At 62.8% G+C, this 20,786-nt stretch carries 17 protein-coding genes and 1 pseudogene; 9 read left to right on the plus strand and 9 right to left on the minus strand.

Translation table 11 applies throughout. From position 1 onward, the window contains the following. Nucleotides 1-85: 85 nt before the first annotated feature. The 6 genes and pseudogenes from cysG to ACMGF5_RS26065 form a co-directional block, all read right to left on the minus strand. Entirely contained in the window at nt 86-1,480 is a 1,395-nt protein-coding gene (cysG, locus tag ACMGF5_RS26040; RefSeq protein WP_115274337.1) for a siroheme synthase CysG, read from the minus strand. Continuing rightward, the gene (serS, locus tag ACMGF5_RS26045) at nt 1,481-2,761 is read right to left on the minus strand and encodes a serine--tRNA ligase (RefSeq protein ID WP_046788260.1); all 1,281 of its coding nucleotides are present in this window, start codon (nt 2,759-2,761) and stop codon (nt 1,481-1,483) included. It lies immediately after the preceding gene. A 30-nt stretch (nt 2,762-2,791) separates the two neighbouring features. Continuing rightward, nucleotides 2,792-2,989 (minus strand): annotated as a pseudogene (locus tag ACMGF5_RS26050) (CrcB family protein); the annotation flags it as partial. Between the two features lie 5 nt (nt 2,990-2,994). Then, nucleotides 2,995-4,320, minus strand: a complete 1,326-nt coding sequence (locus ACMGF5_RS26055) for a replication-associated recombination protein A (protein ID WP_414157476.1) — start codon at nt 4,318-4,320, stop codon at nt 2,995-2,997. A gap of 12 nt (nt 4,321-4,332) precedes the next feature. Beyond that, on the minus strand, nt 4,333-4,968 hold the full coding sequence (lolA, locus tag ACMGF5_RS26060; RefSeq protein WP_414157477.1) for an outer membrane lipoprotein chaperone LolA: 636 nt from the start codon (nt 4,966-4,968) through the stop codon (nt 4,333-4,335). A 62-nt stretch (nt 4,969-5,030) separates the two neighbouring features. After that, nucleotides 5,031-7,550 carry a DNA translocase FtsK gene (locus ACMGF5_RS26065; RefSeq protein ID WP_371928080.1) on the minus strand — a complete coding sequence of 840 codons (2,520 nt, stop codon included), beginning with the start codon at nt 7,548-7,550 and terminating at the stop codon, nt 5,031-5,033. 320 nt (nt 7,551-7,870) lie between these two features. Between ACMGF5_RS26065 and aat the strand changes: the two genes are divergently transcribed. From aat to infA, 3 genes are all read left to right on the plus strand, one after another. Beyond that, complete coding sequence (aat, locus tag ACMGF5_RS26070; RefSeq protein WP_046788263.1) at nt 7,871-8,551, plus strand: leucyl/phenylalanyl-tRNA--protein transferase; 681 nt, start codon at nt 7,871-7,873, stop codon at nt 8,549-8,551. A gap of 56 nt (nt 8,552-8,607) precedes the next feature. Then, a complete protein-coding gene (locus ACMGF5_RS26075; RefSeq protein ID WP_046788264.1) occupies nt 8,608-9,315 on the plus strand; it encodes an arginyltransferase in 708 nt (235 codons plus the stop codon). A 102-nt stretch (nt 9,316-9,417) separates the two neighbouring features. After that, a complete protein-coding gene (gene infA / locus ACMGF5_RS26080; RefSeq protein ID WP_002553999.1) occupies nt 9,418-9,636 on the plus strand; it encodes a translation initiation factor IF-1 in 219 nt (72 codons plus the stop codon). Nucleotides 9,637-9,719: 83 nt separating this feature from the next. On the opposite strand, the gene clpA is transcribed toward infA, so the two are convergent. Continuing rightward, nucleotides 9,720-11,990, minus strand: coding sequence for an ATP-dependent Clp protease ATP-binding subunit ClpA (clpA, locus tag ACMGF5_RS26085; RefSeq protein ID WP_046788265.1), 2,271 nt, complete (start codon nt 11,988-11,990; stop codon nt 9,720-9,722). A 30-nt stretch (nt 11,991-12,020) separates the two neighbouring features. Further along, the gene (gene clpS, locus ACMGF5_RS26090; protein WP_012315251.1) at nt 12,021-12,383 is read right to left on the minus strand and encodes an ATP-dependent Clp protease adapter ClpS; all 363 of its coding nucleotides are present in this window, start codon (nt 12,381-12,383) and stop codon (nt 12,021-12,023) included. A 230-nt stretch (nt 12,384-12,613) separates the two neighbouring features. Between clpS and cspD the strand changes: the two genes are divergently transcribed. Continuing rightward, nucleotides 12,614-12,865: a cold shock domain-containing protein CspD gene (gene cspD / locus ACMGF5_RS26095; RefSeq protein WP_046788266.1), complete on the plus strand. Its 252-nt coding sequence runs from the start codon at nt 12,614-12,616 to the stop codon at nt 12,863-12,865. 70 nt (nt 12,866-12,935) lie between these two features. Here cspD and icd read toward each other — a convergent pair whose 3' ends face one another. Then, on the minus strand, nt 12,936-14,192 hold the full coding sequence (icd, locus tag ACMGF5_RS26100) for an NADP-dependent isocitrate dehydrogenase (protein ID WP_414157478.1): 1,257 nt from the start codon (nt 14,190-14,192) through the stop codon (nt 12,936-12,938). A gap of 416 nt (nt 14,193-14,608) precedes the next feature. Between icd and ACMGF5_RS26105 the strand changes: the two genes are divergently transcribed. The 5 genes from ACMGF5_RS26105 (at nt 14,609) to purB (ending at nt 20,757) form a co-directional block, all read left to right on the plus strand. After that, nucleotides 14,609-16,834, plus strand: a complete 2,226-nt coding sequence (locus ACMGF5_RS26105) for an NADP-dependent isocitrate dehydrogenase (protein ID WP_115274333.1) — start codon at nt 14,609-14,611, stop codon at nt 16,832-16,834. Nucleotides 16,835-16,947: 113 nt separating this feature from the next. Next, on the plus strand, nt 16,948-17,388 hold the full coding sequence (locus ACMGF5_RS26110) for an NUDIX hydrolase (RefSeq protein WP_046788268.1): 441 nt from the start codon (nt 16,948-16,950) through the stop codon (nt 17,386-17,388). Between the two features lie 59 nt (nt 17,389-17,447). Beyond that, nucleotides 17,448-18,572, plus strand: a complete 1,125-nt coding sequence (gene mnmA / locus ACMGF5_RS26115) for a tRNA 2-thiouridine(34) synthase MnmA (protein WP_046788269.1) — start codon at nt 17,448-17,450, stop codon at nt 18,570-18,572. After that, nucleotides 18,569-19,195 carry a high frequency lysogenization protein HflD gene (gene hflD, locus ACMGF5_RS26120; protein WP_012315257.1) on the plus strand — a complete coding sequence of 209 codons (627 nt, stop codon included), beginning with the start codon at nt 18,569-18,571 and terminating at the stop codon, nt 19,193-19,195. The genes mnmA and hflD overlap by 4 nt, the downstream gene beginning before the upstream one ends. A 191-nt stretch (nt 19,196-19,386) precedes the next feature. Further along, nucleotides 19,387-20,757, plus strand: a complete 1,371-nt coding sequence (gene purB / locus ACMGF5_RS26125; protein ID WP_046788271.1) for an adenylosuccinate lyase — start codon at nt 19,387-19,389, stop codon at nt 20,755-20,757. Nucleotides 20,758-20,786 lie beyond the last annotated feature (29 nt).

The following is a 20,786-nucleotide window of genomic DNA, read 5'->3' on the forward strand; positions in this document are numbered from 1 at the left end:
GCAAGCCGGCTCACACAGGGTGGTGAGCTGCGCAGTACATGTGGGAGCCGGCTTGCCGGCGATGGGCCGCAAAGCGGCCCCGCTATTACTGGTCTTGCTGCGAACCTTCGAACCAGGCCAGCTTTTCGCGCAACTGCACCACTTCCCCGACAATCACCAGGGTCGGCGCATGTACTTCATGCTCGGCCACCAATGCTGGCAGGTCGGCCAAGGTGCCAGTGAACACCCGCTGATTGCGCGTAGTCCCCTGCTGCACCAACGCCGCAGGCGTGCTCGATGCACGCCCATGGCGAATCAGCTCGGCGCAAATGGTCGGCAACCCTACCAGGCCCATGTAGAACACCAAGGTCTGGTTCGGCGCCACCAGGTCATTCCAAGGCAGGTTGCTGGTACCGTCCTTGAGGTGGCCGGTCACGAAACGCACCGACTGGGCATAATCGCGGTGGGTCAGCGGAATGCCACCATAGGCAGAGCAACCACTGGCCGCGGTAATACCGGGCACCACCTGGAACGGGATGCCATGCTCGGCGAGCTCTTCGATCTCTTCGCCACCACGGCCGAAAATGAACGGGTCGCCTCCCTTCAGGCGCAACACGCGCTTACCCTCGCGGGCCAGGTCGACCAGCAGCCGGTTGATCTGGTCCTGCGGCACGGCATGCTCGGCGCGGCGTTTGCCGACGTAGATGCGTTCGGCATCGCGGCGGCACATTTCAATGATTGCCGGCGCCACCAGGCGGTCATACAACACCACATCGGCCTGCTGCATCAGGCGCAAGGCACGGAAGGTGAGCAAGTCCGGATCACCCGGCCCCGCCCCCACCAGATACACCTCACCACCCTGCTGCACCGGCGCACCGTCGACCATGGCCTGCAACAGCCGCTCGGCCTCGGCACCCTGCCCGGCCAGCTGACGCTCGGCGATCGGGCCCTGGAACACGGTCTCCCAGAAGCCGCGCCGCTGATTGACATCCGGGTACAGCGCCTTGACCTTGTGCCGGAAGCGCGCCGCCAAGGCGGCCAGTTCGCCATAAGTGGACGGGATCCAGGTTTCCAGCTTGGCGCGAATCAGGCGCGCCAGCACCGGGGCGTCACCGCCGCTGGATACCGCAACCACCAAGGGCGAACGGTCGACAATGGCCGGGAAGATCACCGTGCACAGGGCCGGTGCATCCACCACGTTGACCGGCACGCAAAGCGCCTGCGCATCCGCCGACACCTGGGCATTGAGCCCGGGATCGTCGGTGGCTGCGATCACCAGGCGGCAGCCGACCAGGTCGGCCGCCTGATAACCACGCACCAGGACCTCACCGCCACCTTCACGGGCCAGCGCAGCCAGTTGGCCGTCGACCTCGGGCGCCACCACCCGCAGCGCGGCGCCAGCATCGGCTAGCAGGCGCGCCTTGCGCAAGGCGATCTCGCCGCCGCCGACGACCAGCACGCGGCCGCCCTGCAGCTTGTGGAACAGCGGCAGGTAATCCATTTAGCGGATGACCTCGACACCGCCCATGTAGGGCTTGAGCACTTCCGGCACACGGATGGAGCCATCGGCCTGCTGGTAGTTTTCCAGCACAGCGACCAGGGTACGGCCTACGGCCAGGCCCGAGCCATTGAGGGTGTGCACCAGCTCCGGCTTGCCGGTTTCCGGGTTGCGCCAGCGGGCCTGCATGCGGCGCGCCTGGAAGTCACCACAGTTGGAGCAGGAGCTGATCTCGCGGTACTTGTCCTGGCTTGGCACCCACACTTCCAGGTCGTAGGTCTTCACGGCGCCGAAGCCCATGTCACCGGTGCATAGGGCCAGTACGCGGTAGGGCAGCTCCAGCAGCTGCAACACGCGCTCGGCGTTGGCGGTGAGGCCTTCCAGGGCTTCCATGGACTTGGACGGCTCGACCACCTGGACCATCTCGACCTTGTCGAACTGGTGCTGGCGGATCATGCCGCGCGTGTCACGGCCCGAAGCGCCAGCCTCACTGCGGAAGCACGGGGTGTGGGCGACCAGCTTGAGCGGCAGCTGCTTGGCGTCGATGATCTCGCCGGCCACCAGGTTGGTCAGCGACACTTCAGCGGTCGGGATCAGGTAGAAGTCGGCTTCGCCTTCGCGGGTGATCTTGAACAGGTCCTCCTCGAATTTCGGCAGCTGGCCGGTGCCCTGCAAGGCCGGAGCCTGGACCAGGTAGGGGGTGTAGTGTTCTTCGTAGCCATGCTCACCGGTGTGCAGGTTGATCATGAACTGCGCCAAGGCACGGTGCAGGCGGGCAATCGGGCCGCGCAGCACGGCAAAGCGGGCGCCCGACAGCTTGGCAGCTGCTTCGAAGTCCAGGCCACCGCTGATCTCGCCCAAGGCGACGTGGTCCTTGATTTCAAAATCGAATGCCCTCGGCGTGCCCCAACGGCGCACTTCGACGTTGTCGTCCTCACTGGCACCGACCGGCACGCTAGCGTCCGGCAGGTTGGGGATGGTCAGGACAATGCCATCCAGTTCGGCCTGGATGCCGTCCAGCTCGACCTTGCCAGCGGCCAGCTCATTGGCCATGCGTTCGACGTCAGCCATCAGCGGCGCGATGTCCTCGCCCTTGGCCTTGGCCTGGCCGATCGATTTGGAGCGGGCGTTACGCTCGGCCTGCAGCTGCTCGGTGCGGGTCTGCACCGCCTTGCGGCGCTCTTCCAGCGATTCGATGCGCGCGACATCCAGGCTGAAGCCACGGGAGGCGAGGCGGTCCGCCACTTCCTGAAGTTGGCCGCGTAACAGTTTGGAATCGAGCATGTCGTTCTCTCGTTATGTGTGTAGGTTGGTTCAGAGTCGGGTCAGGGACAGGCCGGCCCAGGTGGCCAGTAGCCCGCCCATCACGCTAATACCGGTATAGCCCACGGCCAGGGGCGCTTGCCCACTTTCCATCAGGCGCACGGTATCGAGCGAAAAAGAGGAAAACGTCGTCAGCCCACCGATGAAGCCGACGATAAGGCCAAAGCGCAGGAACAGCCCATGGAACAGAGCGCTCACGGCTTTCTCCGTTGACGCGGGCTGCTGCGATCAAGGTCGGCCAGGTGACGCAGTTTCTCGCCGATCTTCAGCTCGAGCCCTCGGGGCACGGGCTGATAATACTGGCGTGGCTCGAGCTGATCGGGGAAGTAATCTTCACCCGCAGCATAGGCATCGGGCTCGTCGTGGGCATAGCGGTACTCCTCGCCGTAGCCGAGCTGCTTCATCAGCTTGGTCGGGGCGTTGCGCAGGTGCAGGGGCACCTCCAGCGAGCCGTGCTCGGCGGCTTCGCGCAGGGCAGTCTTGAAGCCCATGTACACGGCGTTGCTCTTTGGCGCGCAGGCAATATAGGTAATGGCCTGAGCCACCGCCAGCTCGCCCTCAGGGCTGCCCAGACGCTCCTGCACGTCCCAGGCCGCCAGGCACAGGCTCAGGGCCCGCGGGTCGGCGTTGCCGATGTCCTCGCTGGCCATGCGCACCACGCGGCGGGCAATGTACAGCGGGTCGCAGCCGCCATCGAGCATGCGCGCGAACCAGTACAGCGCGGCGTCCGGGTTGGAGCCGCGCACTGACTTGTGCAGGGCGGAAATCTGGTCGTAGAAGGCCTCGCCGCCTTTGTCAAAGCGCCGGCGGCTGTCACCGAGCAAGCTCTGCAGCAGGTCTACGCCAATCTCGCCGCCATCTTCGGCCAGGTCCGAGGCGTTTTCGAGGAAGTTGAGCATGCGCCGGCCATCGCCATCGGCGGCGGCCATGAGCATCTTGAAGGCGTCGTCGCCCACGCTCAGGTTGCGCTTGCCCAGGCCGCGTTCTTCTTTGAGTGCGCGGTCGACCAGCTTGCGCAAGGCAGGCTCGTCCAGGCTCTTGAGCACATACACCCGCGCCCGCGAGAGCAAAGCATTGTTCAGTTCGAAGGACGGGTTCTCGGTGGTGGCGCCGATGAAGATCAGCGTGCCGTCTTCGACAAAGGGCAGGAAGGCATCCTGCTGGGACTTGTTGAAGCGGTGCACCTCATCGACGAACAGGATGGTCCGGCGGCCATACTGGCCGGCCTGCTGCTTGGCCACCTCGACGGCCTGGCGGATTTCCTTGACCCCCGCCAGTACCGCAGAAACCGTCTCGAAGTGCGCATCGCAAAACTGTGCCAGAAGCCGTGCGAGCGTGGTCTTGCCCACGCCCGGCGGCCCCCAGAAGATCATCGAGTGCAGCGCACCCTGCTCCAGCGCCTCACGCAGCGGTTTGCCACGCGCCAGCAGGTGCTCCTGGCCGACATACTCGTCCAGGTTGGACGGGCGTAGCCTGGCAGCCAGGGGCTGGGCAACGGGTTCGCTTCGAAACAGGTCCATGGTGCGCTCTGCTTACTCCTTGATGACGTCCGCGCCTTTCGGGATGTCGAACTTGAAGGTGCTGTCCGGCACCGCCTGGTTGGCCTTGACGCCATTGAACAGGATGTTGGTGCGCTGGCCGACGCTGTCGATCAGCTGCATGTCGTTGATCAGGCCACGGCGGAACGACACGCGCAGCGAATCGAACAGGGTGTCCTTGGTCGTTGGCTTGAGGGTGAAGTCCATCACTTCGCCCTGCTCCTTGGAGGTGATGTCGAAGCTCTGGCTGATCTTCGACACGTCACCGGACAGCAGCAGCGCCGGGGTCTGGTTCAGGCGCACATCGAGTTTCTTGATGGTGGCCTGCTCCAGGTCAGGGTCCCAGAGGGTGACGTTCTTGCCGTCGGACACCACCACCTGCTCCTGAGGAGCATCGGTGTGCCAGTAGAACAGGCCCGGGCGCTTGACCGTCATCTTGCCGGTTGTCTCCTGCAGGCTGGTGCCGCCGGCATCCAGGGTCAGCTGGGAGAAGTTGGCCTCGATGGTCTGCGACTTTTCCAGCAACTGGGTCAGGCGCTGCACGTCCTGGTCACCAGCGTGAGCCGACAGTGTGGCCGATAGCGAACCCAGGGTCAGGGCAGAAACCAACAGCATGCGAATCGCGCGCATGTTAATCCTCATTGAGCATTTAAGAAGCCGGGCGCCACCGTCGGCGCCCGGCAAGGTGTTCATCAGTCGCGCGGGCCACCCGGGGCAATCACTTCCCGCGAGCCGTTGCTGTTCATTGGGGTGACCACGCCGGCCATCTCCATCGCCTCGATCATGCGCGCGGCGCGGTTGTAGCCGATCTTCAGCTTGCGCTGCACGGCCGAAATCGACGCCCGACGGCTTTCGAGGACGAATTGCACCGCCTCATCATACAGGGCGTCGCTTTCCGAATCCTCGTCGCCGCCACCGCCACCACCGCCTTCGAAGCCGCTGCCAGCTTCCTCGACGCCGTTGAGGATGTCGTCGTTGTAGTCTGGTGCGCCACGCAGCTTCCAGGCTTCCACCACGCGGTGCACTTCATCGTCGGAGACGAATGCGCCGTGTACCCGGATCGGCAGGCTGGTACCTGGCGGCATGTAGAGCATGTCACCGTGGCCGAGCAGCTGCTCGGCGCCACCTTGGTCGATGATGGTGCGCGAGTCGATCTTGCTCGACACCTGAAACGCCATGCGGGTCGGGATGTTGGCCTTGATCAGGCCGGTGATCACGTCCACCGATGGGCGCTGGGTGGCGAGGATGAGGTGAATACCGGCGGCCCGCGCCTTCTGGGCGATACGGGCGATCAGCTCTTCGACCTTCTTGCCGACGATCATCATCATGTCGGCGAATTCGTCGACCACCACCACGATGGTCGGCAGGGTCTTCAGGGCCGGCGGCTCGTCTTCCATGCTCTCGCGGCGGAACAGCGGATCGTGGATGATCTCGCCAGCCTCCTGGGCATCCTTGATCTTGCGGTTGAAGCCGGCCAGGTTACGCACGCCCATGGCCGCCATCAGTTTGTAACGCCGCTCCATCTCGGCCACGCTCCAGCGCAGCGCGTTGGCGGCGTCCTTCATGTCGGTGACCACCGGGCACAGCAGGTGCGGGATGCCTTCGTAGATCGACAGCTCGAGCATCTTTGGGTCGATCATGATCAGGCGCGCGTCTTCAGGGCCGGACTTGAACAGGATCGACAGGATCATCGCGTTCACACCCACCGACTTACCGGAGCCGGTGGTACCGGCCACCAGCAGGTGTGGCATCTTGGCCAGGTCGGTGATCACCGGCTTGCCGCCGATGTCATGGCCCAGGGCCAGGGTGACGGGCGACTTCTGCTCGTCGTACTGCGGCGTCGACAGCACCTCGGAGAAGCGCACCATCTGCCGGTTTTCGTTGGGGATCTCGATACCCACGGTGGTCTTGCCGGGTATGACCTCGACCACCCGCACACTGGTCACGGCCAGCGACCGCGCAAGGTCCTTGGCCAGGTTGGCGATGCGGCTGACCTTGACCCCGGCCGCAGGCTGGATTTCGTAGCGGGTAATGACCGGGCCCGGGTGGATGGAGTCCACCGAGACTTCGACGCCGAATTCCTTGAGTTTGATTTCCAGCAACTGACCGACGCCGGCCAGGGATTCTGGCGAATACTCGATCTTCTTCTGCTCGGCCGGGTCGAGGATGGAGATGGACGGCAAGGTACCTTCCACGGCGCTGTCGACGAACAGCGGCGCCTGCTTTTCCTTCATCACCCGCTTGCTCGGCTCCACTGCCTTGGCCGGCGCTGCCGGCGGCATGATCACAGGGGCAATCGAGGGTTCACGTGGGACAACAGTCTCGCGCGGGGCAATGGGTTCGCGCTGGGCTACGACAGGGCGCGCGGGCGGCTCATCGCGCTCACCGATGCGCTCGCGCAGTTGCGCCTTGGCCGGTTCGCGTTTATCGGCAGCCGCCGGCGCCGCGTCGAACCTTGGTTCGTCCACCTCGCGCAGCTGCGCCTCCAGGCGTTTGCGCTCGTTGCGCGCCTCCCACCAGCGATTGGCCGCGCCTTGCACGAGCTCGAACAGGTCGAGGGTGATCTTGCCGGTCATGTCCATCACCTTGAACCACGAGAGGTCGGTGAACACGGTCAGGCCGAACAGGAACAGGGCGATGAACATCAGCGTGCTGCCCTGCACGTTGAGCAGGTTGCGCGCCAGGTCGCCGAGGCTTTCGCCCAAGGCACCACCGGCGGAGAACGGCAGGCTCGCCGGGGGGTGGAAATGGATATGCGCCAGAGCGGCACCCGACAGCACCAGGAACACCAGGCCGATGAGGCGCCAGGAGAACAACCAGCCGCTCCACTGCCAGGGTTGATGGCGCTCGCGGAAGATCTGCCAGGTTTTGATGGCCAGCAGTAAAGGGAAGATGTAGGCGAAGTAGCCCAGCACCATGAACATGATGTCGGCGAAGTACGCACCGGCACGCCCGGCAGCGTTCTGCACCTGGTCGACGTTGCTGGTGTGGCTGAAGCCTGGGTCGGAGGTATCGTAGGTCAGCAGCGCCATCCACAAGTACAGGCACAGGGCGCCGACAGCGATCAACGCACCTTCCTTGAGGCGGTAATGCAGCTGCTGCCGCCACAGGGGCACAGGCAGAGGAGCTGGAGTTGCGGTGGATTTCTTCAAAACGCGTCTATTCCTGCGCGTGCTGCGCGTCCAGTAGTGATTGGCCGATAACGGGCCAATGAACCACTACTTTTAACATTACTGCCCGCCGGCCGCCATGGCGGCACGCCCTATGGCGTTTGGGTGGGGGCGACTTTCGTATAGGTGCAATTTGAGCATGCATTTTCTTTTGTGACAAAGGCTTATGCTGTGTTTTTGCACAGGTGTGACAGCAAATGTGCCAGATGGTGCCTGCAGCCTAACGAATGTGTAGGAAATTGCCGACCATATCGCCTGACTGAACGCACACGCAGGCAGGCCTGGCCCCACATGGGCCAGCATTGACCCAAAGCGCCCTCCTTGCCATGCTGCCCCTCCCCTCCCCCACCGCACGATAGACCATGCTCACCTGGCTGACTCGCGACTCGCTGACCTTCCCACCCCTGGAAAAGGCCCTGCAGGATCCTAACGGCCTGCTCGCCGCTGGTGGCGACCTGAGCCCCGAGCGCCTGGTGCAGGCCTATCGCCATGGCTGCTTCCCGTGGTACCAGGACGGCCAACCCATCCTCTGGTGGTCGCCCAACCCTCGCACCGTTCTGTTCCCGGACGAGCTGCATGTCTCGCGCTCGCTGGCCAAGCTGTTGCGCCAGGGGCGCTATCAGGTCAGCTTCGACAGCGACTTCCCCGCCGTGATCGACGCCTGCGCGGCACCGCGTGACTACGCGGACGGCACCTGGATTACCGACACCATGCGCAACGCCTACTGCGAGCTGCACCGGCGCGGTATCGCCCATTCGGTGGAGGTGCGCCACAACGGCGAACTGGTGGGCGGCCTGTACGGCCTGGCCATGGGGCGGTTGTTTTTCGGCGAGTCGATGTTCAGCCGCGCCGACAATGCTTCCAAGGTCGGCTTCGTGACCCTGGTCAAGCACCTGCAAGAGGCGGGCTTTGTGCTGATCGACTGCCAGATGCCGACCGAACACCTGCATAGCCTGGGCGCCCGCGCCATCAGCCGCGCCAGCTTCGCCGATTACCTAGCCCACCACCTCGACCAGCCCAACAGTGCCAGCTGGCGCAGCTAGGCGAGTTCCGAGAGCTGGCTTACACTTAAAGCAAAGTCTCACCGAAGGGGTCGACCATGACAGAGTTGGCGCGGTTGAAGTTCTATGCCACTCAGCCCCACTCCTGCAGCTATCTGCCGAACGAGCAGGCGACCACCCTGTTCCTCGACCCCAGCCAGCCGATGGACGTGCATGTGTATGCCGACCTTTCGGAGATGGGCTTTCGGCGCAGTGGCGACCACCTGTACCGCCCACATTGCCAGAACTGCAATGCCTGCGTTCCAGCCCGCATTCCGGCCGCACGCTTCATCCCCAACCGCCAGCAGCGGCGCATCCTCAAGCGCAATGCCGACCTCACCGTGACGGCTGCCCGGCCGGCGTTCAAGGAAGAATATTTCGACCTGTACCGGCGCTACATCGAAACCCGCCATGCCGATGGCGACATGTACCCGCCAAGCCGCGATCAGTTTTCCACCTTTCTGGTGCGCGACTTGCCGTTCTGCTGGTTCTACGAATTCCGCCTGGCAGGCCGCCTGCTGGCGGTGGCGGTGTGCGACCTGCTGCCCAACGGGCTGTCAGCGGTGTACACGTTCTACGAGCCCGACGAAGAACGGCGCAGCCTGGGGCGCTTTGCCATCCTTTGGCAAATCACCGAAGCCCTGCGCCAGGACCTCGAAGCGGTATACCTCGGCTACTGGATCAAGAACTGCAAGAAGATGAACTACAAGACCCAGTATCGCCCGATCGAACTGCTGATCAACCAGCGTTGGGTCACCCTCAACTGAAAGCATTGGCTTGACACACTATTTTCCGGCATAATCCACGCCACTTTTTTGCCCGGTGCGGTTATGCGTCGGGCCAACACTGGACACCGAGGGCTCAACTGCATGTCGAAAGAAGACAGCTTCGAAATGGAAGGTACTGTCGTCGACACCCTGCCCAACACCATGTTCCGCGTGGAGTTGGAAAACGGGCACGTCGTAACCGCGCACATCTCCGGAAAGATGCGCAAGAACTACATCCGTATTCTCACTGGCGACAAGGTCCGCGTCGAGCTGACGCCTTATGACCTGAGCAAGGGCCGCATCACCTACCGTGCGCGCTAAGCTCCAGCCATGAAAAAGCCCGGCCATGTGCCGGGCTTTTTTGTACCCTAAAATTGCTTGGGGCCGCAAAGCGGCCCCTTGCGTCACGCTACTTCTGCCGTAGTCTCGAAGTCGAACACCAACTCGCCATCGCGCAGGTCGATGTGCACCACACCGCCATGCTCGGCCAGCTCGCCAAACAGGATCTCCTCGGCCAGCGGCCGCTTGATCTTGTCCTGGATAAGCCGCGCCATCGGCCGCGCACCCATCTGCACGTCGTAGCCAGAAGCCGCCAGCCAGCCGCGGGCGGCATCGCTGACTTCAAGCAGCACACGCTTGTCTTCCAGCTGCGCCTGAAGCTCGATGAGGAACTTGTCGACGATGCTCTTGATCGTCTCGTGACTCAGGCGGCCGAACTGGATGATTGTGTCCAGACGGTTGCGGAACTCCGGCGTGAAGCTCTTGCGAATGACTTCCATCGCATCGGACGCATGGTCCTGATGGGTGAAACCGATGGAAGCGCGTGCCGCAGTTTCAGCGCCGGCATTGGTGGTCATGATCAGGATCACGTTGCGGAAGTCCGCTTTGCGCCCGTTGTTGTCGGTAAGCGTACCGTGGTCCATCACCTGCAGCAGCAAGTTGAAGACTTCGGGGTGCGCCTTCTCGATTTCATCGAGCAGCAGCACGCAATGCGGCTGCTTGGTGATCGCCTCGGTCAGCAGGCCACCCTGGTCGAACCCCACATACCCGGGAGGAGCGCCGATCAGGCGTGACACAGTGTGCCGCTCCATGTACTCGGACATGTCGAAGCGCACCAGCTCAACGCCCAGTGCCTTGGCCAACTGGCGTGCCGCTTCGGTCTTGCCCACCCCGGTAGGGCCGGCGAACAGGAACGAGCCGACCGGCTTGTCCGGTGCCTTGAGGCCTGCACGGGACAGCTTGATTGCCGTAGCCAGCGAATCGATCGCCTGGTCCTGACCGAACACGGTCAGTTTCAGGTCACGCTCCAGGTTACGCAGCAGCTCCTTGTCGGAGCTGGTGACGTGCTTCGGCGGAATCCGCGCGATCTTGGCCACGATATCCTCGACTTGCGGCACATCGATACGCTTGACCCGATTCGCCTCAGGCTGCAGGCGCTGATACGCACCGGCCTCGTCGATCACGTCGATGGCCTTGTCCGGCATGTGGCGGTCATTGATGTAGCGTGATGCCAGCTCAGCGGCGGCGCGCAGGGCTTCATCGCTGTACTCGATGTTGTGATGGCTTTCAAAGCGCCCCTTGAGGCCGCGCAGAATGCCCACAGTGTCCTCGACGGACGGCTCGCTGACATCCACCTTCTGGAAGCGCCGCGCCAAGGCACGGTCCTTCTCGAAGATGCCGCGAAACTCCTGGAAGGTCGTCGAACCAATGCAGCGAATCTCGCCGGAAGACAGCAGCGGCTTGAGCAGGTTGGACGCGTCCATCACGCCGCCCGACGCAGCACCGGCACCAATGATGGTGTGGATTTCGTCAATGAACAGGATGGCCTGTGGGCGTTTGCGCAGCTCACCGAGCAACGCCTTGAAGCGCTTCTCGAAGTCGCCGCGGTACTTGGTACCCGCCAGCAGTGCGCCAAGGTCGAGGGAATACACCACGCTCTGCGACAGCAGGTCGGGCACCTGGCCATCGACGATGCGTTTGGCCAGGCCTTCGGCGATGGCAGTTTTGCCCACACCAGCCTCACCGACCAACAGCGGGTTGTTCTTGCGCCGACGGGCAAGGATCTGCGCCACGCGCTCGACTTCCTGCTCGCGCCCTACCAGCGGGTCGATCCGCCCAGCGCGGGCCAGTTCATTCAGGTTGCTGGCGTAAGCATCCAGCGGGTTACTCGAGGACGACGTCTCGCCGCCCTCCTCGTCCTGCATTTCCGGGTCGCTGTCGCTGTGCGAGCCGTGGCCCGGCACCTTGGAAATGCCGTGGGCAATGTAGTTGACCACGTCGATACGGGCCACGCTCTGCTGCTTGAGCAGGAACACGGCCTGGCTTTCCTGTTCGCTGAAAATCGCCACCAGCACATTGGCACCGGTGACTTCGCGCTTGCCAGAGCTTTGCACGTGGAACACGGCACGCTGGAGCACACGCTGGAAGCCCAGGGTCGGCTGGGTTTCGCGATCCTCGTCGTTGACGGGAATCAGGGGAGTGGTGGAATCGATGAACTCTTGCAGGTCATGCTTGAGTTTGTCGAGATTGGCGCCACAGGCGCGCAGAACGGTCGCAGCAGCCTCATTGTCAAGGAGTGCCAGCAGCAGATGCTCGACGGTCATGAACTCATGACGCTTCGAACGAGCCTCCTTGAAGGCAAGATTGAGGGTGACTTCGAGCTCGCGGTTTAACATAGCTTCACCTCATACCCAAGTGGTCGGCGATTAACCGTCCTTCTCGATTTCACAGAGTAGCGGATGCTGGCTTTCCCTGGCGTATTGGTTGACCTGCATGGCCTTTGTTTCGGCGATGTCCCGGGTAAACAATCCGCACACTGCCCGCCCTTCGGTATGGACGGTCAGCATGATCTTGGTCGCCAGCTCGCGGTTCAGACTGAAGAACGTTTCGAGCACTTCGACGACGAAATCCATCGGCGTGTAGTCATCGTTGAACAAAACCACCTTGTACATCGGTGGCGCCTGCAGGATCGGCTTGGCTTCCTGTACCGCAAGCCCTGAGCCGTCGTCCTCATTCGATTGCGGGCGATCCTGATTGAATGTTAGTCGAATCTCGCTACGTGCATGCATGGAAAGAATTTCATCATGATCGACAGGTTAAGGTTGTGAGTTGACCGCTCAAGCCGCAGCCCGCGCGAAGACGGGGCGACCTTGACTATCGGCAAAACGGTGTTACAACCAATAAGAACCCACCGTGGTCGATAAAGATCCGCGCAGTCAACCAGATTTTTCGCAAGGTTCGTATGCGGATGAAGTGGATGATACTCCAGTGATGGAGTCCTTTGCAGAGGGACATAGGGATGGCAAGCGGTAAAGTCAAGTGGTTCAACAATGCCAAGGGCTACGGATTCATCAATGAAGACGGCAAAACCGACGATCTGTTCGCCCATTATTCGGCGATCAAGATGGACGGTTACAAAACCCTGAAGGCCGGACAAGCCGTGACTTTCGAGATCGTGCAGGGCCCCAAGGGCCTGCATGCGACCGAGATCGCCAACGCTGTTGCCAGCACCTCAACAGGAGCCTCGCAATCATCGACCGCTGAAGCCTGATCCCTGCTTTGCGTCGGCATACGAAAAACCGGCCGCCCCACTTAACAGGGGCGGCCGGTTTTCAATTGTTTCACATATGCTTGATCATTTCGTCGCCGAAGCCTGAACTACCCACCAGCTTCGCGCCTTCCATCAGCCGCTCGAAGTCGTAGGTAACCGTCTTGGCCCCGATCGCGCCATTGGTGCCTTTGATGATCAGGTCGGCCGCCTCGGTCCAGCCCATGTGGCGCAGCATCATCTCTGCAGAGAGGATCACCGAGCCCGGGTTGACCTTGTCCTGGCCGGCATACTTGGGCGCAGTGCCGTGGGTGGCCTCGAACATGGCCACGGTGTCGGACAGGTTGGCGCCTGGCGCGATACCGATCCCACCCACTTCCGCCGCCAGTGCATCGGACAGGTAGTCGCCGTTGAGGTTGAGGGTGGCAATCACGTCATACTCGGCCGGGCGCAGCAGGATCTGCTGAAGCATGGCGTCGGCAATGGCGTCCTTGACGATGACCTCGCGGCCGGTCTTGGGGTTCTTGAGCTTCATCCAAGGGCCACCATCGAGCAGCTCGGCGCCAAACTCATCCTTGGCCACCTCGTAACCCCAGTCCTTGAAGGCACCTTCGGTGAACTTCATGATGTTGCCCTTGTGCACCAGGGTCAGCGACTCACGGTCGTTGTCCACCACGTATTGCAGGGCCTTGCGCACCAGGCGCTTGGTGCCCTCGCGGGAAACCGGCTTGACGCCGATGCCGCAGTCCTGGTCGAAACGGATCTTGGTGACGCCCATTTCCTCCTTGAGGAACTTGATGACCTTGTTCGCTTCGGGCGAGCCGGCTTTCCATTCGATACCGGCGTAGATGTCCTCGGAATTCTCGCGGAAAATCACCATGTCGACATCGCCGGGCTTCTTGACCGGGCTAGGCACGCCCTCGAACCACAGCACCGGCCGCAGGCACACATAGAGGTCAAGTTGCTGGCGCAGCGCCACATTCAACGAACGGATGCCCCCGCCGACCGGAGTGGTCAGCGGCCCCTTGATCGATACGACATAGTCGCGCACCGCGTCCAGGGTCTCCTGCGGCAGCCAGGTGTCCTGGTCATAGACCTGGGTAGCCTTTTCCCCGGCGTACACCTCCATCCAGGCGATCTTGCGCTTGCCGCCGTAGGCCTTCTGCACGGCAGCGTCCACCACCTTGATCATCACCGGTGAGACATCGACGCCAATGCCGTCGCCTTCGATATAGGGAATGATGGGGTTGTCGGGCACGTTGAGCGAATGGTCTGCATTGACGGTGATCTTGGCGCCGTCGGTCGGAACCTTGATTTTCTGGTATCCCATGCTTGCACTACTCCGCTTTCGGGTGTGATTGGACATCATGCGATCCCACTGAGCCTAAACCACATCTGCCGACCTGCAAGCGCTGCGACATCACGCCACATTGCCGCTACGTCTTTGGTCTTATAAATGGCGCCGATGTCACTTCGCCTTGCTGAATAGCCCGATTGGTTTGATATACTGCGCCGCGACCGAAGGGTCATCGGGGCGAATCCCAGGAAAATGCGGCTCGCCCTCGGCCAGTAACTGGCCAAAAAGCCTGGGCTGTTACCGCAGTTCAGCACTTGACGCTCGACTGATGCATCCACCATCACCGCTCGCAGCCTCTCGACTTTCCGCTCATGGCGTCGCCAGGGCGAAGCGCCTACCCTGCGCACCTCGAGACTCGAGTACGCTCAGCACATAGAGAGTTAACCCGCATGCCCACCCGTTCCAAGATCATCTATACCTTCACCGACGAAGCCCCCGCCCTCGCCACCTACTCGCTGCTGCCGATCGTCGAAGCTTTCACCGCTTCGGCTGACATCGCCGTCGAAACTCGCGACATTTCCCTGGCTGGCCGCATCCTCGCGGCATTCCCGGAGCAACTGGGCACCGAGAAGCAGGTAGGCGATCACCTGGCGGAACTGGGCCAACTGGCTACCACACCCGAAGCCAACATCATCAAGCTGCCGAACATCAGCGCCTCGGTACCGCAGCTCAAGGCCGCGATCAAGGAACTGCAAGGCAAGGGCTTCAATATCCCGGACTACGCCGACGAGCCGGCCACCGCGGAAGAAAAAGAATCCCGCGCGCGCTACGACCGCATCAAGGGCAGCGCCGTGAACCCGGTACTGCGCGAAGGCAACTCCGATCGCCGCGCACCCCTGTCGGTCAAGAACTACGCGCGCAAGCACCCGCACAAGATGGGTGCCTGGGCCGCCGACTCCAAGTCGCACGTTGCCCACATGACCCAAGGCGACTTCTACGGCAGCGAAAAGGCCGCACTGATCGAGGCTGACGACAGCCTGCGCATCGAGCTGGTCGCCAAAGACGGCAGCACCACCGTGCTGAAAGAAAAGACCGCCGTCAAAGCCGCCGAAATCATCGACTGCGCAACCATGAGCCGCAAGGCACTGAAAGCCTTCATCGCCGAGCAGATCGCCGATGCCAAGGCCTCTGGCGTGCTGCTGTCGGTGCACCTGAAAGCCACCATGATGAAGGTTTCGGACCCGATCATGTTCGGCGTCATCGTCGAAGCCTTCTACGGCGAAGTGCTGGCCAAGCACGCTGCCGCGCTGGCCGAAGTGGGCTTCAATGCCAACAACGGCATCGGTGACCTGTATGCCCGCATCAAGGATCTGCCAGCCGACAAGCAGGCCGAGATCGAAGCCGACATCCAGGCCCTGTACGCCGAGCGCCCGGCCCTGGCCATGGTCAACTCCGACAAAGGCATCACCAACCTGCACGTGCCGAGCGACGTGATCGTCGACGCCTCGATGCCGGCCATGATCCGTGACTCGGGCAAGATGTGGAACACCGCTGGCGAGCTGCAGGATGCCAAGGCGATCATCCCGGACCGCTGCTACGCCGGCATCTACCAGGCCACCATCGAAGACTGCAAGGCCAACGGCGCGTTCGACCCGACCACCATGGGCAGCGTACCGAACGTCGGCCTGATGGCACAGAAGGCCGAAGAGTACGGCTCCCACGACAAGACCTTCCAGGTCAAGGCTGACGGCGTCGTGCGCGTGGTCGATGGCAAGGGCAAGGTCGTTCTGGAGCAGAACGTCGAAGCCGGTGACATCTTCCGCATGTGCCAGACCAAAGACGCGCCGATCCAGGACTGGGTCAAGCTGGCCGTCAACCGCGCCCGCCTGAGCGACACCCCGGCGGTGTTCTGGCTGGACCCAGCCCGCGCCCACGACGGCGTGATGATCGAGAAGGTGCAGAAGTACCTGAAGGATCACGACACTGCAGGCTTGGACATCCGCGTTCTGGCGCCGGTCGACGCCATCAAGTTCTCGCTCGCCCGCATCCGCGAAGGCAAGGACACCATCTCGGTGACCGGCAACGTGCTGCGCGACTACCTGACCGACCTGTTCCCGATCATGGAGCTGGGCACCAGCGCCAAGATGCTGTCGATCGTGCCGCTGATGAACGGCGGCGGCCTGTTCGAAACCGGCGCTGGCGGTTCGGCACCCAAGCACGTGCAGCAGTTGGTTGAAGAAAACTTCCTGCGTTGGGACTCGCTGGGTGAATTCCTGGCCCTGGCCGCTTCCCTGGAGCACCTGGGCAACACCTACGACAACCCGCGCGCCAAGGTCCTGGCCAACACCCTGGACCAGGCCACCGGCAAGTTCCTCGACACCAACAAGTCGCCTTCGCGCAAAGTCGGTGGTATCGACAACCGTGGCAGCCACTTCTACCTGACCCTGTACTGGGCAGAAGCGCTGGCCGCCCAGACTGACGACGCCGCCCTGCAGGCGCGCTTCGCACCACTGGCAAAAACCCTGGCCGAGAACGAAGCGACCATCGTCGCCGAGCTCAACGCCGTGCAGGGCAAGCCGGCCGACATCGGTGGCTACTACGCTCCGGATGCCGAGCTGACCGCCAAGGTGATGCGCCCAAGCCAGACCCTGAACAGCGCCATTGCCGCCCTGTAAGGCTCGCTTGAGGTAACAGCACAAACCCCGGCCACGCACCGGGGTTTGTGCTTTCTGAAGCACAGACGCGCCAGCTGTGTAGGAGCGGCCCGCGCCAACCATAGGAAATGCCCATGTCCTGGCAACCCCACATCACCGTCGCCACCATCGTCGAGCACGCAGGCAAATTTCTCTTCGTCGAAGAGTTCAAAGCCGGCCAGCACGTGTTCAACCAGCCCGCCGGCCACCTGGAGCCAAACGAAACACTGCCCCAGGCCGCCCTGCGCGAAACCCTGGAGGAAACCGCCTGGGAAGTCGAGCTTACCGGCGTGGTCGGCATCTACCTGTACACCGCACCCAGCAACGGCGTGACCTACCAGCGCATCTGCTTTGCCGCACGCCCCGTGCACCACCACGCCGACCTTGCGCTGGACAGCGACATCGTCCGTGCCGTCTGGCTCACCCGCGAGGAACTGTTGGCTGCCCCCGACCGCTGGCGCAGCGAGCTGGTACCACGCTGCCTGGATGACTACCTTGCAGGCCCGCTGCATAGCCTTGATTTGCTGCGCGACTGACGCGCAGCCTCGGGTTTGGTAGACTCGGCGCTTTTCCCCCTTGATACACATCGGTAGCCATGACCAGCCCAGCACTCAAAGACCCCGCCAAGACCCGCGTCATCGTCGGCATGTCCGGCGGCGTGGACTCTTCCGTCTCCGCCCTTCTGCTCATGGAGCAGGGCTACCAGGTGGAAGGTCTGTTCATGAAGAACTGGGAAGAGGACGACGGCACCGAATACTGCACTGCCCGTGAAGACTTGGCAGACGCCCAGGCCGTGTGCGACCGCATCGGCATCAAACTGCACACCGCCAACTTCGCTGCCGAATACTGGGACAACGTTTTCGAGCACTTCCTCGAAGAGTACAAGGCCGGCCGTACACCCAACCCGGACATCCTCTGCAACCGCGAAATCAAGTTCAAGGCGTTCCTCGACTACGCGCTGTCGCTGGGTGCAGACCTGATCGCCACTGGCCATTACGTGCGCCGCCGCGACACCGGCGCGATCACCGAACTGCTCAAGGGCCTGGACCCGAACAAGGACCAGAGCTACTTCCTGCATGCCGTCGGCGGCAAGGAAATCGCCCGCACCCTGTTCCCGGTCGGCGAACTGGAAAAGCCCGAGGTTCGCGCCATCGCCGAAAAGCACGGTCTGGCCACTGCCAAGAAAAAGGACTCCACCGGTATCTGCTTCATCGGTGAGCGCCGCTTCAGCGACTTCCTCAAGCAGTACCTGCCGGCCCAGCCAGGTGAGATACAGACCACCGAAGGCGAAGTCATCGGCCGCCACCACGGCCTGATGTACCACACCATCGGCCAGCGCCAGGGCTTGGGCATCGGGGGCTTGAAAGACGCCGGCGACGAGCCGTGGTACGTGCTGCACAAAGACCTGACCCGCAATGTGCTGGTGGTCGGCCAGGGCAACGAACACCCTTGGTTGTTCTCCCGCGCCCTGCTCGCCTCGGAGATCTTCTGGGTCAACCCGATCGACCTCAGCAGCCCGCGTACGCTCACTGCCAAGGTGCGCTACCGTCAGAGCGACCAGCGCTGCACCCTGGAGCTGACCGAAAGCGGCTACCGCGCTGTGTTCGACGAGCCGCAGCGCGCCGTTACCCCTGGCCAGTCGGTAGTGTTCTACGACGGCGAGGTGTGCCTGGGCGGCGGCGTGATCGAGACGGCCGAGCCGTGGAGCCCGCGCGCATGAACAAACTGCAGGAGCAATTGATTGCCCTGGGTGGGGTGTTTCAGGCCGCCGTGCTGGTCGACCGCATCGCCCGCACCGGCCAGGCCAGCGAGGCCGATATCGGCTGCATGCTGGGCAGCCTGCTGGTGCGCGACCCCAAGGACACCCTGGAGGTATTCGGTGGCGACGACCTCAACCTGCGCGACGGTTACCGCGCCCTGGTCGGCGCCCTGGAACGCGACCCCAGCAGCCTACAGCGCGAACCGCTGCGTTATGCGCTGTCGATGCTCGGGCTGGAACGCCAGCTGAACAAGCGTGGCGACCTGCTCGACACCATCGGCAACCGCCTGCCGCAAATCCAGTCACAGGCCGACCATTTCGGCCTGGTTCACGAAAACGTCATCGCCTCCAGCGGCGCCTTGTATCAGGACACCTTGAGCACACTGCGCCAGCGCATTCAGGTGCATGGCGACATGCGTTTCCTGCAGCAGGCCAGCAACGCGTCGAAGATCCGCGCCCTGCTGCTGGCAGGCATCCGCGCCGCACGCCTGTGGCGCCAGCTGGGCGGGCATCGCTGGCAGCTGGTGTTCAGCCGGCGCAAGTTGCTCAACGAACTGTACGATATGATGCGCACACCTTCCTGAAGGCGGCGCTGAACCCTCGGTAGGAGCGGCCTTGCGTCGCGAAAGGGCTGCGCAGCAGCCCCGGCAATCTATGCTGGGGCGGCGATTTGGGGGCCGCTGCGCAGCCCTTTCGCGACGCAAGGCCGCTCCTACAGGCATTTTTCATGTATCATATGCGCCCTTCCAAAAGCCTGACTGTCCGAGAACACCCCATGCAGCTTTCTTCGCTCACTGCGGTTTCCCCTGTAGACGGCCGTTATGCCGGCAAAACCCAGGCCTTGCGCCCCATTTTCAGCGAATTCGGCCTGATCCGTTTCCGCGCCCTGGTCGAAGTGCGCTGGCTGCAGCGCCTGGCCGCTCACCCGCAAATTGGCGAAGTGCCGGCGTTCTCCGCTGAAGCCAACGCCCTGCTGGACGGCCTGGCCACCGACTTCAAGCTCGAGCACGCTGAACGCGTCAAGGAAATCGAGCGCACCACCAACCATGACGTCAAGGCGATCGAATACCTCCTCAAGGAGCAGGCTGCGCAACTGCCTGAGCTGGCAAAGGTCAGCGAATTCATCCACTTCGCCTGCACCAGTGAGGACATCAACAACCTGTCCCACGCGCTGATGCTGCGTGCTGGCCGCGACGACGTGCTGCTGCCGCTGATGCGTCAGATCGCCGAAGCCATTCGTGCCCTGGCCCATGCCCACGCCGACGTGCCGATGCTGTCGCGCACCCACGGCCAGCCGGCTTCGCCGACCACCCTGGGCAAAGAGCTGGCCAACGTCGTCTACCGCCTGGAGCGCCAGATCGCTCAAGTGGCCGCCGTGCCGCTGCTGGGCAAGATCAACGGCGCCGTGGGCAACTACAACGCCCACCTGTCGGCCTACTCGCAGATCGACTGGGAAGAAAACGCCCGCGCCTTCATCGAAGACGAACTGGGCCTGGTGTTCAACCCGTACACCACCCAGATCGAACCGCACGACTACATCGCCGAGCTGTTCGACGCCATCGCCCGCTTCAACACCATCCTCATCGACTTCGACCGCGACGTCTGGGGCTACATCTCGCTGGGCTACTTCAAGCAGAAGACCGTCGCTGGCGAAATTGGCTCGTCGACCATGCCGCACAAGGTCAACCCGATCGACTTCGAGAACTCCGAAGGCAACCTGGGTATCGCCAACGCCCTGTTCCAGCACCTGGCCAGCAAGCTGCCGATCTCGCGCTGGCAGCGTGACCTGACCGACTCCACCGTGCTGCGCAACCTGGGTGTGGGCTTCGCCCACAGCGTCATCGCCTATGAAGCCAGCCTGAAAGGCATCGGCAAGCTGGAAGTCAACGCCGCGCGTATCGCCGCCGACCTGGACGCCTGCTGGGAAGTCCTCGCCGAGCCAATCCAGACCGTGATGCGCCGCTTCAACATCGAGAACCCCTACGAGAAGCTCAAAGAGCTGACCCGTGGCAAGGGCATCACCCCAGAAGCGCTGCTGACCTTCATCGACGGCCTGGACATGCCAGCCGAAGCCAAGGCCGAGCTCAAGCAATTGACCCCTGCCAGCTACATCGGTAACGCCGCAGCGCAGGCCAAACGCATCTAAGCTGAGCGTCGCCTTCAACGCCCGGCCTG

The sequence above is a fragment of the Pseudomonas sp. BNK-15 genome, from assembly GCF_047456105.1.
GTDB classification, from domain to species: Bacteria; Pseudomonadota; Gammaproteobacteria; order Pseudomonadales; family Pseudomonadaceae; genus Aquipseudomonas; species Aquipseudomonas putida_E.